The sequence below is a fragment of the Luteococcus peritonei genome (assembly GCF_039526385.1).
Classification (GTDB): Bacteria; Actinomycetota; Actinomycetes; order Propionibacteriales; family Propionibacteriaceae; genus Luteococcus; species Luteococcus peritonei.
In genome coordinates this window covers 103320-119463 of record NZ_BAAAIX010000007.1, presented here as the reverse complement: position 1 = coordinate 119463, position 16144 = coordinate 103320, and the positions used below count along the sequence as shown (strand labels likewise).

15 protein-coding genes, 1 tRNA gene and 2 pseudogenes are annotated in these 16144 nt (G+C 72.3%); 13 read left to right on the top strand and 5 right to left on the bottom strand.

The window, feature by feature from the left end:
• Positions 1-22 precede the first annotated feature (22 nt).
• From ABD073_RS02950 to scpC, 4 genes are all read left to right on the top strand, one after another.
• Complete coding sequence (locus ABD073_RS02950) at positions 23-808, top strand: YwiC-like family protein (RefSeq protein ID WP_343872279.1); 786 nt, start codon at positions 23-25, stop codon at positions 806-808.
• 144 nt (positions 809-952) lie between these two features.
• Positions 953-1660 (top strand): hypothetical protein, encoded by a 708-nt coding sequence (locus tag ABD073_RS02945; protein WP_343872278.1) that lies wholly within the window; start codon positions 953-955, stop codon positions 1658-1660.
• Positions 1661-1758: 98 nt separating this feature from the next.
• Positions 1759-2631 (top strand): phosphoserine phosphatase SerB, encoded by an 873-nt coding sequence (serB, locus tag ABD073_RS02940; protein ID WP_343872277.1) that lies wholly within the window; start codon positions 1759-1761, stop codon positions 2629-2631.
• Between the two features lie 222 nt (positions 2632-2853).
• Positions 2854-4368, top strand: coding sequence for a succinyl-CoA:acetate CoA-transferase ScpC (gene scpC, locus ABD073_RS02935; RefSeq protein WP_343872276.1), 1515 nt, complete (start codon positions 2854-2856; stop codon positions 4366-4368).
• Positions 4369-4436: 68 nt separating this feature from the next.
• On the opposite strand, the gene ABD073_RS02930 is transcribed toward scpC, so the two are convergent.
• The 3 genes and pseudogenes from ABD073_RS02930 to ABD073_RS02920 all read right to left on the bottom strand — a co-directional run bounded on the left by ABD073_RS02930 (position 4437) and on the right by ABD073_RS02920 (position 7105).
• The gene (locus tag ABD073_RS02930; RefSeq protein ID WP_343872275.1) at positions 4437-5240 is read right to left on the bottom strand and encodes an MFS transporter; all 804 of its coding nucleotides are present in this window, start codon (positions 5238-5240) and stop codon (positions 4437-4439) included.
• Between the two features lie 86 nt (positions 5241-5326).
• Positions 5327-5815: pseudogene (locus ABD073_RS15520) on the bottom strand (MFS transporter); the annotation flags it as partial.
• Positions 5816-5900: 85 nt separating this feature from the next.
• Positions 5901-7105, bottom strand: a pseudogene (locus tag ABD073_RS02920) (alpha-hydroxy acid oxidase).
• Between the two features lie 49 nt (positions 7106-7154).
• Between ABD073_RS02920 and ABD073_RS02915 the strand changes: the two are divergent.
• Entirely contained in the window at positions 7155-8339 is a 1185-nt protein-coding gene (locus ABD073_RS02915; protein WP_343872272.1) for a M20 metallopeptidase family protein, read from the top strand.
• Between the two features lie 138 nt (positions 8340-8477).
• Here ABD073_RS02915 and ABD073_RS02910 read toward each other — a convergent pair whose 3' ends face one another.
• Positions 8478-9134 carry an HAD family hydrolase gene (locus ABD073_RS02910; protein ID WP_343872271.1) on the bottom strand — a complete coding sequence of 219 codons (657 nt, stop codon included), beginning with the start codon at positions 9132-9134 and terminating at the stop codon, positions 8478-8480.
• Positions 9135-9168: 34 nt separating this feature from the next.
• Between ABD073_RS02910 and ABD073_RS02905 the strand changes: the two genes are divergently transcribed.
• The 4 genes from ABD073_RS02905 (at position 9169) to ABD073_RS02890 (ending at position 11768) form a co-directional block, all read left to right on the top strand.
• Positions 9169-9720 carry an NUDIX hydrolase gene (locus ABD073_RS02905; protein WP_343872269.1) on the top strand — a complete coding sequence of 184 codons (552 nt, stop codon included), beginning with the start codon at positions 9169-9171 and terminating at the stop codon, positions 9718-9720.
• Positions 9721-9847: 127 nt separating this feature from the next.
• Positions 9848-10414: a hypothetical protein gene (locus tag ABD073_RS02900; protein ID WP_343872268.1), complete on the top strand. Its 567-nt coding sequence runs from the start codon at positions 9848-9850 to the stop codon at positions 10412-10414.
• A gap of 72 nt (positions 10415-10486) precedes the next feature.
• Positions 10487-11236, top strand: a complete 750-nt coding sequence (locus tag ABD073_RS02895) for a hypothetical protein (RefSeq protein ID WP_343872267.1) — start codon at positions 10487-10489, stop codon at positions 11234-11236.
• 7 nt (positions 11237-11243) lie between these two features.
• On the top strand, positions 11244-11768 hold the full coding sequence (locus tag ABD073_RS02890; protein WP_343872265.1) for a type II toxin-antitoxin system PemK/MazF family toxin: 525 nt from the start codon (positions 11244-11246) through the stop codon (positions 11766-11768).
• A 55-nt stretch (positions 11769-11823) separates the two neighbouring features.
• Here ABD073_RS02890 and ABD073_RS02885 read toward each other — a convergent pair whose 3' ends face one another.
• A complete protein-coding gene (locus tag ABD073_RS02885; protein WP_343872264.1) occupies positions 11824-12681 on the bottom strand; it encodes a glycerophosphodiester phosphodiesterase in 858 nt (285 codons plus the stop codon).
• A gap of 135 nt (positions 12682-12816) precedes the next feature.
• Between ABD073_RS02885 and ABD073_RS02880 the strand changes: the two genes are divergently transcribed.
• The 4 genes from ABD073_RS02880 (at position 12817) to ABD073_RS02865 (ending at position 16094) form a co-directional block, all read left to right on the top strand.
• A tRNA-Gly gene (locus ABD073_RS02880) sits at positions 12817-12890 on the top strand.
• Between the two features lie 144 nt (positions 12891-13034).
• A complete protein-coding gene (locus ABD073_RS02875) occupies positions 13035-13679 on the top strand; it encodes a DUF1707 SHOCT-like domain-containing protein (protein ID WP_343872262.1) in 645 nt (214 codons plus the stop codon).
• Positions 13680-13761: 82 nt separating this feature from the next.
• On the top strand, positions 13762-14247 hold the full coding sequence (locus ABD073_RS02870) for a PH domain-containing protein (protein ID WP_343872261.1): 486 nt from the start codon (positions 13762-13764) through the stop codon (positions 14245-14247).
• Entirely contained in the window at positions 14247-16094 is a 1848-nt protein-coding gene (locus ABD073_RS02865) for a PH domain-containing protein (protein ID WP_343872259.1), read from the top strand. The genes ABD073_RS02870 and ABD073_RS02865 overlap by 1 nt, the downstream gene beginning before the upstream one ends.
• Positions 16095-16144: the final 50 nt, after the last annotated feature.

Below are 16144 nucleotides of genomic sequence, written 5' to 3'. Positions count from 1 at the left end.
CCCCCGGTCTAAACTGCTGGGCATGAGCAGACGCAAGGGCGGTTGGGTGCCCGACCAGCACGGGGCCTGGGCCATGCTCGTGGTCCCGCTGGTGGTGGGCCTGGCGCTGCGCGCCCGTGACGGGCTCCCGCTGTGGGCCTGGCCGCTGGCCGTCACCTGGCTGGTGGGCTACTTCTGCTTCCACGCCTGCGGGCTGTGGCTCAAGGCCGCCCGGACCCGCCGCCGTCGCTACCTTCCGGCACTGGCCACCTATGGCGCCGTCTCCGGCCTGGCCGGGCTGGCCACGCTGCTGACCGGGGGCTGGCCGTTGCTGTGGTGGCTGCCGGTCTACGTCCCGCTGCTGGGCACCGCGCTCTGGCTCACCAGCCGACGCCACGACCGAGCGCTGGCCTCCGGCCTGTGCACGGTGCTGGCGGCCTGCCTGCTGGCCTGGATCCTGCCCTTCACCACGCCGCAGCAGCTCTGGGCGGCGGGAGCGGTGCGCACCGCCTGGCCGGCGGCGGCCCTGTTCGGCTACTTCTTCGGCACCGTCTTCGTCGTCAAGACCCTGATCCGCGAGCGCGGCAAGCCGGCCTGGGTCTGGGCCTCGGTGGCCTGGCACCTGGTCTGGACCGGGCTGGCGGTGCTGGCCTGGCGTCACGGGCTGGCGCCGTGGGGCTGGCCGGTCTTCTTCGCCCTGTGCGTGGTGAAGGCCTGGGCGCTGCCCTGGTCCGGGCCGCTGCGGGGCCGCACCATCCGCCCCGCGCAGGTGGGCGCGCTCGAGGTGGTGCTGAGCCTGGTGGCGCTCGGACTGTGCCTGGCCGCCTGAGGGCCCTCGTCCCGGGGCGGACACCGTGACCGCCGACGTCGGTCTTCCATCGCGGGCTGCAAGCCGGCGCACAGAGTCCGGACAGGCTCACTTCCTAGTTTCGACTCACCGGCCACCACGGCCGACGCGAGACGAAGGAATCCCATGACCGACCAGACCCCTCACAACGCCTTCCCCGACGACTCCCTGGCCACCCGGGGAGCCAGCCAGCCGACGCTCCGGGACGGTTCGCCGGCCACCCAGGCGACCCAACCCCTGCCCCCGGTGCCACCCACCGGCGCCGACCAGGCCTCCCCACCGGCCGGCCATCCTGCAGCCGCGGGCGCCACCCCGGCGGCCGGGAGCGCCCGGCGCAGGATCGCCCCCGCCATCATCGCGGCCGCGGTCGGGGTGACGGTGGTGGCTGCCGGAGGCGCCGCGGCGGCGACGGCCCTCGGCTCGGACGGGGTGCCGACCCAGAGCCAGGGCCAGTTCGGTGGCCCGGGTGGGCAGGGCGGTCCGGGAGGCCAGGGTGCTCGGGGGAACCGCGGCGGCATGCCGCCGGGCGGCTTCCAGCAGGGTGGTGCGCAGGGCGGCTTCCAGCAGGGTGGCGCCAGCGGCCAGCAGGGCTCCACCCAGTCCGGCACCACCCAGTCCGGCACCACCCAGTCCGGCACCACCCAGTCCGGCACCACCCAGTCCGGCACCACCCAGTCCGGCACCACCCAGTCCGGCACCACCCAGTCCGGCACCACCCAGTCCGGCACCACCCAGCAGGGCCAGGCCCCGCAGGACCTGCAGGGCCAGCAGACAACGGCGCCCGGCAGCCAGACCGACACCGGCCAGGCCGGGCAGGCCACCACCGACCGCTGAGACGGCGGCGCCGCTGGACATGAGCGGCACCTCCGGGGCCGGGCGTCCGAGGGGCGAGGAGCGGCGCCCGGCCCAGTCACAATCCCTAGGCTGGTGGCGTGACCCAGACCGTGCGCATCGTGCTCACCGCCGCCACCCCCCTGCCCGAGCCGCTCACCGTGCTGGCCACCGGGCAGCTCGCCAACGCGCGCGAGGCCAGTCTGGAGCAGCGCGACTTCGGACACGTCTTCTCCGTGCTGGGCGAGGTCAGCGAGCTGGAGCGCACCCGCTCCCTGGTGCGCGGTGCGGCGCTGCGCGAGGGCGTCGACGCGGCCGTGGTGCGCCAGCCGCTGGCCACCGAGGCACCCCGGCTGCTGATGATGGACGTGGATTCCACGCTGATCACCGCCGAGGTGATCGACGAGCTGGCCGCCCACGCCGGCAGCGGGGAGCAGGTGGCGGCCATCACCGAGCGCGCCATGCGCGGCGAGCTCGACTTCGCGGACTCGCTGCGGGCCCGGGTGGCCACCCTCGCCGGGCTCGACGTGGCCGCCTTCGACGAGGTGCGCAGCTCGCTGGAGTTCAGCCCGGGCGCCCTCGAGCTGGTGCGGGCCGCCCGCGAGGCCGGCTGCCAGGTGGGGCTGGTCTCGGGCGGCTTCACCGAGATCGTCGAACCGCTGGTGGCAGACCTGGGGATCAACCACGTCACTGCCAACCGATTCGAGGTGCGCGACGGGCGCCTCACCGGTCTGACCCGCGGGGAGGTGGTGGACCGTGCTGCCAAGCGTCGCCACCTGCTGCGCTGCGCCGAGCTGGCGCTCTGCCCGCCGGAGCTGACCGTGGCCGTCGGCGACGGGGCCAACGACCTGGACATGCTGGGCGCCGCCGGGCTGGGCATCGCCTACTGCGCCAAGCCGGTGGCCGCCACCCAGGCCGACGCCGCCATCAGCTTCCCCCGGCTCGACGCGGTGCGCGCCTTCGTGCGGCTCTGACCACGCCACGCGCCGCCGGTTCGGGCTGGTCCGCCGCGCGTCGTCGCCAGCCAGCCTCGAGAGGCCTGCCACACCCCTCGCACGGCCCCGTCCCATGCGCCCGCCGTCGACTCCCCTTCAGGGCGTGGGCACGGTAACGTGTGCGCCACAGCCCCGAGGTCGCCAACGTAGGTGGCCGGCGACCCGTCGTCGTGGTCGGGGCGCAGTCTTCAAGGAGGAAAGATGGCAGGACGGATCGCCAACGAGCAGTTCCGCAGCAAGATCATGTCCGCTGGGGACGCGGCCGCTCTGGTCGAGCCCGGCAGCAAGCTCGGCTTCGCCGGCTTCACCGGTTCCGGCTACCCGAAGGAATTCCCCCAGGCTCTGGCGGCCCGCATCAAGGAGGCGCAGGGCAAGGGCGAGGACTTCAAGATCGACGTCTTCACCGGTGCCTCCACCGCGCCCGAGCTGGACGGCGCCCTGGCCGAGACCGGCGGGATGAACTTCCGCACCCCCTACCAGTCCGACCCGATCCTGCGGAACAAGATCAACGACGGCACCACCTTCTACTCCGACATCCACCTCTCGCACCTGGCCAACCAGCTGACCTACGGCTACTTCGGCAAGCTGGACTACGCCGTGATCGAGGCCACCATGGTGCTGGAGGACGGCTCCGTGGTCCCCTCCTCCTCGGTGGGCATGAACCGCACCTACCTCGAGCTGGCCGACAAGATCATCATCGAGGTCAACGAGTGGCAGTCCGAGGGCCTGTACGGCATGCACGACATCTACGGCGACATCGCCGCGCTGCCGCCGAACCGCAAGCCGCTGCCCATCCTGAACCCCGGTGACCGGATCGGCTCGAAGACCTACCAGATCGACCCCTCCAAGGTCGTCGCGGTCATCGAGACCAACGATCCCGACCGCAACTCCCCCTTCAAGCCGCTGGACGACGACTCCAAGCAGATCGCGCAGTACCTGCTCGACTTCTTCGACGTCGAGGTCAAGGCCGGCCGCCTGCCCGCCAGCCTGAACCCGCTGCAGTCCGGCGTCGGCAACATCGCCAATGCGGTGCTCGCCGGCCTGAAGGACGGCCCCTTCGAGAACCTCACCTCCTACACCGAGGTGATCCAGGACGGCATGGTGGACCTGCTCGACTCGGGCAAGCTCACCGTCGCCTCGGCCACCGCCTTCTCGCTCTCCCCGGAGTACGCCGAGAAGATGAACGACAACGCCGCGGAGTACGCGAAGAAGATCATCCTGCGCCCGCAGGACGTCTCCAACCACCCCGAGGCGATCCGCCGCATGGGCGTCATCTCCTGCAACGGCATGATCGAGGCCGACCTCTACGGCAACGTGAACTCCACGCACGTGATGGGCTCCAAGATCCAGAACGGCATCGGCGGCTCGGGCGACTTCACCCGCAACGCCTTCTTCTCGGTCTTCGTCTCGCCGTCGACGGCCAAGGGTGGCGCCATCTCGGCGATCGTCCCGATGGTCAACCACGTCGACCACACCGAGCACGACGTCCAGGTGGTCATCACCGAGCAGGGCCTCGCCGACCTGCGCGGCCTGGCCCCGCGCCAGCGGGCCAAGCTGATCATCGAGAAGTGCGCCCACCCGGACTACAAGGACGCGCTGCTCGACTACTTCGAGCACGCCCAGAAGGTCGCCAACGGCCAGCACACGCCGCACGACCTGTCCCAGAGCCTGAGCTGGCACACCCGGTTCCTCTCCGAGGGAACCATGAAGGCCTGACGCACCCGCACCACACAGCGGCCCCGGACCGATCGGTCCGGGGCCGCTGTGCGTGGTGGGTGTGGGGATCAGCCGCGGGTCTCGGCCTCCACGGCCCGGTTGGCCTCGACGTCCTCGCTCGGCGCCTCCTGGCCGGAGTGTCCGGCGACGAAGATCGACGCGAAGGTGCACAGCGCCGCCAGCGCCACGAAGGCCGAGACCGGCCCGATGCCGCCGTGGGCCTTCTGGATCAGGGCGGTGGCGATCAGTGGCGTGGGGCCGGCCACCAGGGCGCCGTTCAGCTCGCGGGCGGCAGCCACGCCGGTGAAGCGGTAGCGGGTCGGGAAGAGGTTGGCGACGAAGGTGCTGGTGCCGGGCGAGGTGGCGCCCATGGCCAGCAGCCCGGCCAGACACATGCCCAGCGTCGCCAGCAGCATGCTGCCGCTGGCCAGCGACCAGAACAGCGGGTAGGCCAGCACGGCACCGGCCAGGCCTCCGAAGGCCACCACGCGTCGCACGCCGATCCGGTCCACCACCAGCCCGCCCAGCGGGGGCACCACGGCGGCCACGAAGGAGGCGATCAGCACCGCGGTCAGCGCCTTCATCAGCGGCATGCCGACGGTCTTGGTGAGGTAGCCCAGGGCGAAGGCGCTGAGCACGTAGTTGACCACGTTGTGGCCGGTGACCGACAGGAAGCCGGCCAGCAGCTGGCGCGGGCTGTGGCGCAGCACCTCGGCCAGCGGCACCCGGTTGGCCCGCTCGTTGGCCGCACGGGCCTCGACGGCGGCGGCGTAGGCGGGGGTCTCCTCCAGGTGCTTGCGGATCCACAGCGCCAGGCCGAAGAGCACCGCCGAGACCAGGAAGGGGATGCGCCAGGCCCAGCCGGTGGCCACGTCCTTGGGCAGCAGCGAGGCGAGGGTGAGGCGAGCGTCGCCAGGAAGGCGCCGCCCGGGGCACCCGTGGTGACGAAGCCGACGAAGAAGCCGCGCCGTGAGTGCGGGGTGTACTCGCTGACCAGGGTCAGCGCTCCGGCCAGCTCGGCGCCCGCACCGAAGCCCTGCAGGAAGCGCAGCACCACCAGCAGCACGGGTGCCCAGATCCCCACCGACGCGGCAGTGGGCAGCAGGCCCATGCCGACGGTGGCGGCGCCCATCATCACGACGGTGACCACCATGGCGGGCTTGCGGCCGAAACGGTCGCCCAGGTGGGAGATCACGAAGCCACCCAGCGGGCGCACCACGAAGCCCACCGCGAAGGTGGCGAAGGCCAACAGCTGCTGGGTGGCCGGCAGCGACTTGGGGAAGAAGAGCGGCCCGATCACCAGCGCCGAGGCGATGCCGTAGAGGGGGTAGTCGTACCACTCGATCAGGGTGCCGAACCAGGCCGCGAGCACCGCCCGTCGGGCCTGCGGGGCCAGCCGGTCGGAGCATGCCGGTGTCTGGGGGTCTGCGAACAGCGGGTTGGTCATCGTCGTCCTTTGCGTCGTCGGATGGGGCGGCGGTGGATCAGCCGTGCGATGGGTGGGTTGGCGGGACGAGCCCAGTGAGCGGGATTCAGCCGGCGAGCAGTTCGGGGCCCTGGGCGCGCAGCTCCGCCACGGAGGCGACGCCGAGCAGCTGCATGGCATTGCGGGTCTCGATGGCCAGCAGGTCCAGGGCGCGCTCGACGCCGGCCTGACCGCCGGCCATCAGGCCGTAGAGGTAGGCGCGGCCGAGGAAGACGTGGTCGGCACCGCTGGCCAGCGCGATGGCCACGTCGGTGCCGGTGCGGATGCCGGAGTCCAGCAGCACCGGCATCTCGGGGCCGACGGCGGCGCGGATGGCGGGCAGCACGTCCACCGGCGCCACGGCGCGGTCCAGCTGGCGGCCGCTGTGGTTGGAGACCCAGACCGCGTCGGCACCGAAGTCGGCCACCCGACGGGCGTCGTCGGGGGCCAGGATGCCCTTGACCACGAACTTCCCGGGCCATTCCTCGCGCAGCCACTCCAGGTGTTCCAGCGCCAGGTCCGGGTCGAACATCGAGCCCACCAGCTGGTGCACGGTGGACTCGGTGCGCTCGAAGTTGGCCAGCGCCGGGGCGTCGTGGCTCACCAGGTCCAGCGCCCAGGCCGGGTGCAGCGCGGACTGAACCACGGTGCGCGCGGTCAGCTTCGGCGGCATGGTGAGCTGGTTGTGCTCGTCGCGCAGCCGGCGCCCGGAGACGGGGGTGTCCGCGGTGACCACCAGGGTGTCGTAGCCGTTCTCCCAGGCGCGCTGCAGCAGGCCAGTGGAGTTCTCGCGGCCGCGGCGCACGTAGAGCTGGAACCACTTGCGCGCCTGCGGGCCGGCCTCGGCGACGGCCTCGATGCTGCGGGTGCCCATGGTGGACAGGGTGAAGGGGATGCCCCGGCTCTGCGCTGCGGCGACGCCGGCCAGCTCCGCCTCGATCCGCATCAGCCCGGTCAGACCGATCGGCGCGATGCCGAAGGGCAGCTCGTGACGCTGGCCCAACAGGCGGCCAGGCTGGCCTGTCCGATGCCCTTCAGGTAGCGCGGCACCAGCCGGTGCCGGGCGAAGGCCTCCAGGTTGCCGCTGACGGCCCCCTCGGTGATGGCGCCGCCGTCGACGTAGTCCAGCGCGAAGCCGGGGGTGCGACGTCGGGCCAGCCGGTGCAGGTCGTCGATGCTGACCGCCTGCGCCAGGCGGCTCTGCTCGGTGGGCAGGCTCGCGCGCTGCAGGTCCAGCAGGCTGGTGAACGAGCGGACGCGGTCGCGGATCACGGCTTCCTTCCCGGGCCGCCGCGAGACCTGCGCTGGCTAGGCTGGCGGCATGGCTTGCGAGGACACCCTGGTCACCCTGCGTCGAGACCTGCACCAGATCCCGGAGGTGGGGCTGCGGCTGCCCCGCACCCAGGAGCGCGTCCTGGCCGCACTGGCCCCGCTGGGCCTGGAGATCGCCACCGGGCAGGAGCTGGACTCCGTGGTGGCGGTGCTGCGCGGCCGCGCCCCGGCCGAGGGCGAGCGCCGGGTGGCGCTGCTGCGCGGCGACATGGACGCGCTGCCGGTCACCGAGCGCAGTGGCGAGGACTTCGCCAGCACCAACGGCGCCATGCACGCCTGCGGCCATGACCTGCACATGGCCATGCTGGTGGGCGCGGCGCAGCGGCTGGCCCGTCGCGTCGAGGAGCTGCCCGGCGACGTGGTCTTCATGTTCCAGCCCGGCGAGGAGGGCGACGACGGGGCCCGCCGGATGATCGAGGAGGGGCTGCTGGAGGCCGCCGGGCGTCGTCCCGATGCCGCCTTCGCCCTGCACGTGTGGGCCTCCACCTTCCCCACCGGCAGCTTCGCCACCCGGCCCGGCACGGTGATGGCCGCTTCCGACCCGCTCGACGTGGTGGTGCACGGCCGCGGCGGCCACGGCTCGGCACCGCACCTGGCCAAGGACCCGGTGCCGGTGCTGGCCGAGATCATCGGCCAGATCCAGGTGATGCTGGCACGACGCTTCGACCTGTTCGACCCCGCGCTGGTCACCGTCGGGCACCTGGGCGCCGGCGAGGCCCGCAACGTGATCCCCGACACCGCCTGGTTCGAGGCCACCATGCGCACCTTCAGCCCCGAGGCACGCGAGCGGCTCTTCGCCCATCTGGCCGAGCTGCTGGAGGGCATAGGGCGCGCCCATGGCGTGGAGGTGGAGCACACCATGACCCGGCTCTACCCGGTGACGCTCAACGACGCAGAGCAGACGGCGGTGGCCATGACGGCGGTGCGCGAGCTCTTCGGCGACGACCGACTGCTGGAGCTGGAGCACTCGATGACCGCCAGCGAGGACTTCAGCAAGGTGCTCGAGGAGGTGCCCGGCTGCTTCCTGCTGCTGGGTGCCGCCCCGGCGGGTCTCGACCCCGCGCAGGCACCGAACAACCACAGCGCCGAAGCGCGCTATGACGAGTCGGTGCTGGGCGACGGGGCCGACCTGCTGGCCGAGCTGGCCGTGCGCACCCTGACCCCGACCGCCTGAGCGGCACCGACCGGCGCAGCAGACCCGCACCGCAAGAATTGGGTCACTGGTCCAACCCTGGAATCCCCGCCCTCGATCCGCCCATCGCCCGATGCCGGGCGATGTTCGCGATCGGCGTCGCGGATCTCAGGGTTGGGCTCAGCCGACCGGGCCGAGCAGCCAGCGCTCCAGCTCGTCGACGGAGTCGACCACGGCGGTGGGCTCGGTGAGCATCAACGCGGTGCGATCACCCGCGCCCCAGGTGACGGCGATCTGGTCCATCCCGGCGGCCTTCGCGGCCTGCACGTCGTAGATGGCGTCGCCCACGTAGACGGCCTCGCCGGGCTCGGCCCCCAGCTGGGTGAGGGCGTGCAGCAGCGGGGCCGGGTGGGGCTTGTGCTCGGTGACGTCCTCCAGGGTGGAGACCAGCTGCACCTTGTCGGTGATGCCGGAGGCGGCCAGGCTGCGCTCGGCGGCGGGACGGCGCTTGCTGGTGGCCACACCGACGCTGACCCCGGCATCGCGCAGCGCGTCCAGCATCTGGGAGATGCCCTCGACGTCGGTCTGCAGCTGCTCGAGGTTGGCCAGGTTGAAGTCCACGTAGGCGGTGGCCAGCTCCTCGGCACGATCCGGGGTGCCGGCATAGATGTCGTTGAGGGTGCGCCCGATCCAGGTGCGGGCCTCGGCCTCGTCGAGCTCCTCGCCCAGGACGGTGGCGTGGGCATGGCGGAAGGAGGCCAGGATGAGGGCGACGGTGTCGCACAGCGTCCCGTCCAGGTCGAAGACGACGGTCTTCCAGCGGGGCATGGCGGTCATGGGGCGAGCCTATCGACCGCACTAGATTCGCAGGATGCAGCTTCATGACGCGGTCACCTGCCTGACCTCCTGGACCCCTCCTGAGCAGCACCAGCGGGCTCTGCGCGAGGCCTTCCTGGGCCTGCTGGCCGCCCGCGAGGACGCCCTGCAGCGCAGCTGCCTGCCCGGCCACCTGACTGCCTCGGCGATGGTGCTGGACGTCACCGGGAGCGCCGTCTGCCTGGTGCACCACGGCCTGGTGGGGGCCTGGTTGCAGCCCGGTGGCCACCTGGAGCCGGGCGATGCTGACTTGGCGTCGGCGGCCCTGCGCGAGGCCGTCGAGGAGACCGGCCTGGAGGGGCTGCAGGTGGACCCGGTGCCGATCGGGCTGGACGTGCACCCGATCACCTGCCGCGGCGCCGCCGCGCCCACCCGACACTTCGATGTGCGCTTCCTGGTGGTCAGCGAGGGTGGCCGGCCGGTGGTGAGCGAGGAGTCCCACGACGTGCGCTGGTTCGGCCTCGACGAGCTGCCCGACGACCTCTTCGACGAGGTGCGCGAGCTGGTGCGGTGGGGCCGTGCCCGGTTGGCCGGTGGCCCCAGCTGACCTGCTGAACCGTTTTTCCTTGCCCCACGGGATTCCAAGTCGATAACGAAGCGTCTGGGAGGGTGCGCCGCCGCGCCCTGGAGGAGGAGGCTTGCACAGCCGGTCCCTCCCACCCCCTGGAGCCCTCATGCGTCGCCTGCTCGCAGCCCTGCTCGCCCTCGTGGCGTGCACGGTGCTGGCCTTCGCGCTGTGGCGCGGGCCGCGGCAGGAGCCGGTGACCGTCGAGGTGGTGCAGTCCTCCTATGCCATCAGCGGCACCCAGCAGGTGGCGGCGGTTGCCGATCGGGTGGCGGTGGTGCAGGTGGTGGAGGAGCAGACCGGCACCACGGTGCAGGGTCTGCCGGCCACCCGCTTCCGGGTGCGCACCCTGGACGTGATGAAGGGTGCGCTGCCCGTCGACGCCGTCGTCACGCAGCTCGGCGGCCTCGACGAGCGGCGCCACAAGCTGGTGCTGGTGGACGGCGACACCCGCCTGCTGCCCGGCAAGGTGGCGCTGGTGGCCATGGTGGAGCACGGCAGCGAGCACCTGCTGATCCCGCTGGGCGGCACCCGGGTGCTGCCGGTGCTGGAGTCGGGGGCCGACACCTGGCGCTCCTCCCCCGCCGTGACCGGGATGGCGGGAGCCCTGGCCCAGCTGCCCAGCGCCAACCAGGCGCTCGCCGAGAGGCCTGGGCAGCGCGACCGGGTGCGCTGACGTCTCCCGCCCCCGCCCTGCCCGACGGGTAGGCTGGCGGTCGCACGCCCCATGAGCCACAGGAGGACCACGATGGGCCAGACACCCGCCGACGGGACCTCCCGCGCCGATCGCGACCCGCAGGCCCCGTTCGCGGTGAGCCAGGCCTTCGTCGAACCCGACCCGAGCACCGAGGAGACGGCACCGGTGTCCGAGCAGCAGACACCGGAGCAGGACCGCTCCGCGCTGCTGGCCGCCGACCAGCCCTGCACCGGGCCGGCCGAGATCGCCACCCTGCCGCCGCTGGAGCAGAGCCATCCGGCCGGCCTGCCGATCAGCGCCAGCACGGGCCAGCCGCGTCGTGCGAAGTGGATGGTGGTGGCCGACGTGCTGCTCTACGCCGCCTCACTGGTCTCGGCAGTGGCGCTGGCCCGCAGCTGGTGGCTGGCGATGCACATGGACAGCTTCATGACCTCCTCCCACCTGGTGGAGCTGTGGCAGCCCCGCCCGGGCGGCTGGCGCTCCATCGTGGCGGTCACCCTGGTGGCGCTGCTCGGTGCCGCCCTGGTGGCGGCGCCCGCGATCGCCGCGCTGAATGCCTGGAACGGGCACCGCTGGTCACGCACCGCGGCGCTGCTGGCCGCCGTGCTGGGGCTGGCCGGCTGGCTCATCTCGCCCTGGGCCTGGCCCGCACCGGTGCTCAGCCTGCTGGGCGCGCTGGTGCTCTTCCTGCCCCCGGTGACCCGCTACTTCGGGCACTGGAAGACCTTCCGCGCCGGGACCCCGGTGCCCGTCCGCGAGCGGCACGAAGTGGTCTACGGGCCGCTGCCGCGCTACCTGTGAGGTGCTCGTGAACCGCGCCGTGCAACTGCTGGTGGACCTGGGCACCCGGCTGGCCCGAACCGCGCTGGAGCAGCGCCGCAAGCAGGCCAACCATCCGGCGCCGCCGCTGGCCGAGCACTACCCGGGTGACTTCGTCGGGCTGCCGCAGACCAGCTGGACCCCTGAGCGCGACCGGGCGGGCGACCCGGGCGAGGTGGTCTGGGCATGGGTGCCCTACGAGGAGGACCACGCCCAGGGCAAGGACCGTCCGGTGCTGCTGATCGGGCGCGACGGGGACTGGCTGCTCGGGCTGCCGCTGACCAGCAAGGACCATGACCGCGACGCCGCGCAGGAGGCCCGCGAGGGTCGCTACTGGGTGGACATCGGCTCCGGCGCCTGGGACTCCCAGGGGCGTCCCAGCGAGGCCAGAGTGGACCGGATCGTGCGGATCCATCCCTCCAGCATCCGGCGCAGCGGTGCCGCGCTGGGCCGGGAGCGCTTCGACGTGGTGGTGCGTCACGTCATGGAGCATGCCTCCCGCTCCGGGCTGTGACCCGGCACTGACCATCGCGCGGTGATCACGACCTGCGCGTCGGCGGGTAGGTGGTTCACTGCGGCATGGGGGCGTCCAGCAGCTCGACGATGTTGGAGCACATCAGGCCCCGGCAGCCCAGCCGCAGCACCCGGTCGCGCTGGGCCAGGTCGGACAGCGCCCAGGCGACGGTGGACGTGCCATAGCTCCCGGCCAGGTCCACCACGCGACGGATCCGCTCGTCGTCGGCCTCGACGGGGACGCCGACGTGGTCCAGCTCCTTGCTGGGGGCCACCTGCTCCAGGTACGAGAACTGCTTCTCGCCGGCCAGCACGTAGCCGAAGGTGCCCCAGCCCTGCTGCTTGGCCTTGTCGAAGCCGGGGGCGTTGATGGGCCGTTTCCAGACCACCTTGAGGTCGGGCAGGTGGGAGAGCTTGCGGAAGAGCGGCTCGACGGCGTCGTCGCTCTTGGGCTCCACCCACATCTCGATGCCCTCGGGCCAGGCGTCCAGCACCTCCTGGAAGCGGGCCAGCGGGCGGCCGGGCTGGGAGGGGTCGAGCGTCTCGCGGGGGCTGATCGCCACCCGGGCCAGATCCTTCCAGTCGGTCTTCGCGATCTCGAGGTCCTGGGTGCCGACGCGGCCGGTGGTCGCGTCGTGGTGGCAGAGCAGCACACCGTCGCGCGAGCGCCGCACCGAGACCTCCATCCGGCCCAGTCCGGACAGCTGCGCGGCTTGTTGGTAGGCGTACAGCGTCATCTCGGGCCAGTTGCGGCCGCCACCGCGGTGGGCGATCACGAAGGCGTCGTGGTAGGGCACCTCCAATTCCTCCGTGCTCTTGCCGCAGGCGCCCAGGGCCATGGTCCCGACGGCCGCGCCCAGCAGGGCACGCCGACTGGGGCGTGGGGTGGTGCGGATCGCGCTGCGGGGGGCCATGCACCCAGCATGCCGCGGATCGGCGATGCGGTGGGGTCGCTGCCGTGGCTCGTACGACGACCCGCCTGCCAGCGGCCGACCGGGTGGCCGGGCACCCGCGCCGGTGCGCTAGAGTGGCCACTGCCTCAACGGCATGCGGGCGTAGCTCAATGGTAGAGCGCCAGCTTCCCAAGCTGGACACGCGGGTTCGATTCCCGTCGCCCGCTCCACGACGAAGGGCCTTGCCGACCACTGGCCGTCAGGGTCCTTTTCCGTGGCCGGGAGCGCCGGACGCTCGGGCCTTCCCCTGATCTGCCCCTGACCGGGCCCGAGGAGCAGTCCCGGGCGAGCCCGGCCTTCCTAGACTCTGCGCCATGAGCACCGCTGACCTTCCTGCAGTCCCCGACCGTGGCTCGATGCGCTGCGCCGACAGCGACCGGGAGCTGGTCGCCACCCTGCTGAACACCGCCTATGCGGAGGGCCGCATCACCCGCGAGGAGCACGACGAGCGGCTGGACGCCACCTGGGCCGCCCGCACCTTCGCCGAGCTGGAGCAGCTCACTGCCGACATCACACCGGCCACGGCCTCGATGCCGGTTCCGGCCGGGGAGCGTCGCGGGGTGGTGGTGGACCCCAGCCAGCAGAACCCGCAGGCCGACTCGCTGGTCACCGTGATGGGCACCGTGCGGCGCGAGGGCAGCTGGCGGCTGCGCCGACGCACCACCGGCCTGGTGGTGATGGGCGACGCGAAGCTGGACCTGCGCGGCGCCACCCTGGAGGCCCAGGAGTGCGTGATCAGCCTGCCGGTGCTGCTGGGCGACGTGAAGATCACCATCCCCGACGGCATCGCCGTGCGTGACGAGACCACCACGGTGATGGGCGACGTCAAGATCCGCGGCGTGCGCCCCGCCCCGCCGGGGGCTCCCGTCGTGGTGCTGCGCGGCCTGGTGCTGATGGGCGATGTCAAGGTGCTCGGCCCGGACCATGTCCCGCTGGGCCGTCGGCTCGGCCTGTCCTGAGCCCCTACCTTGGTAGCGGTCGGAACAACTGGCGGCCCCCGGCCGCGCCTGTTTCACCCTGTCAACGCATAGATTGCTGGCTGTGGACACCTTCGCGGCACCGACCGAGCACTGGAACCAGCTCTCCCCCGCCTATCTGCGGATGAAGCGGATGATGGTGCTGGTGGTGTGGTCGCTGGAGCTGCTGGCCGCGGTGCTGGTCCTCGGCTTCGCCTACCGCTGGTGGGCCGCGGCCATCCTCGCTGTGCTGGGTCTGTGCTGGATCTTCTACCGCTGGCACCGCCAGGGCCGGGTCTACCGGATCTGGGGCTATGCCGAACGCGGCACCGAGCTCTACATCCGCGAGGGACTGCTGCAGCGCCGCCTCACCGTCGTCCCCTATGGCCGGATGCAGGTGGTGACGGTCAACTCCGGCCCGATCGAGCGCCGCTACGGCCTGGCCACCGTCACCCTGGAGACCGCCTCCGCCGGCACCAATGCCACCATCCCAGGCCTGCCGGTGGCCGAGGCGGAGCAGCTGCGCGAGCGCCTTACCGAGCTGGGCGAGCAGCAGGCGATCGGCCTGTGATGTCCGACGACTTCTCCCGTCCCCAGCCGGAGGTCGACCAGGCATCCCCGCCCCCGGCCTCCCCCTCACCCACGCCCGAGCCTCCCGCGCCGGAGGCGGAACCCGTCCTGCTGGAGGACCTGCCGGCCGGCAGCGAACCGACCCCCTACCAGCCGGTGATGGAACGTCCCCACCCGCTCACCCCCGTCATCAAGGGCTGGATGGCCCTGGTGGGCATGGTGATCCTGGTGGGCCGCGACCTGTTGGAGAATGCCGGCAAGCGCGACGAGCCCTTCGACCTGCGCGCCGTGGCCGTCTTCGGCGGCATGCTCGGCGTCTACTTCATCGTCACCGCCATCAGCGGCTACTTCTCCTGGCGCTTCACCCGCTTCGTCGTCGACGACCGCCAGGTGCGCATCGAGCGCAACTTCATCTGGCACAACTCCGACAAGGTGCCCTTCACCAAGATCCAGTCGGTCGACGTGGTGCAGCCCTTCGCCGCCCGGCTGCTGGGCCTGGCCCAGCTGCGCATCGACGTCGGCTCGGGCAGCGGCAAGACCATCGACTACCTCTCCCGCTCCCGCGCCTACCAGATGCGCGACTACCTGGTGGCCCGCGCGCACGGCCAGCAGGTGAGCGTCGAGCAGTCCAACCAGGCTCCCGTCGCGGACGCCCTCCACGACCTGTCGGCCAGCGAGACGGTGCTGCTCACCGTCCCGCCGCAGCGATTGGTGCTGGCCGCCGTGCTGTCCACCGGCTTCCTCATCACCCTGGCGCTGGGTCTGGCGGGCATCGCCGGCATCGCCTGGTTCCAGGAGCTGGGCGCGGCCGTCGGCCTGGTGCCGCTGGCCACCGGCCTGCTCGGCATCATCAGCAACCAGGTGGTCAAGCAGTGGAACTACCGGCTGGTGCGCACCGGCGAGGCGCTCAAGGTGAGCCGCGGCATGACCAGCCTGGTCAGCCAGACGCTGCCCACCGACCGGATCCAGGCCATCTCGGTCACCCAGCACCTGCTCTGGCGACCCTTCGGCATCCACCGCGTCAAGATCGACGTGCTGGGCTACGGCGGTGGCGAGGACGAGGGCGCCAGCGACGTGCTGCTGCCCGCCGGCACCTGGGCCGAGGTGGAGCGTGCCATCGACGCCGTCTGGCCCGGCTTCCGGCTCGACCGGATCCAGCTGCAGCCCGCCAGCCCCAGGGCCCGGCGGCTGCACCCCTTCATCTTCAACAGCCTGCGCTGGGGCCACGACGACGAGGTCTTCGTGGCCGTCAACGGCGGTTTCGTCCGCCAGACCGAGATCGTGCACCACGCCCGGGTGCAGTCGGTGCACCTGCAGCAGGGACCGGTGCAGCGTCGGCTCGGCCTGGCCGACGTCCGGCTGGACACCACCTCGGGGATCCTGGACGGCTGCATCGCCCAGGAGCTCGACGCGGCCACCGCCCGCGAGGTGGTGCTGGCCCAGATGGAGCGCAGCCGCGCCTCCCGGGAGCGCGACGCCCGTCGCGCGGCCCAGGTCAGGGAGCGGTCGGCGGCCCAGGCGCCCGAGGCCATGCCGGCGCCCGCCGGGTGGCCTGCACCCCAATCCACCCCAGGGGGCGAAGTCGCCCCCGCCGTCACGGCACCAGACTGGTGCGCCGACGCCGAAGCACCGCAGAACGAGGACGAGATGGGCCAGCGCTCCCCCGAGCAGCACCTTCCCCAGACGGAGGGCGCCGACTGGGTCGCCTCCGGCAGCACCACCGTGATGAGCCCCCACAGCACCACGGTCGAGCCCGCCCCGGAGCCGACCCGCACCGAGGCCGTGCCGGCGCTGGAGGCCGACGAGCAACCGCGCCGGACCGAGCGGGACGAGGACCAGGCGAACTGACCCGACGGTCCAGGCACCCAGCCCGGTGGCCAGGGCGCCTGGACCGATCA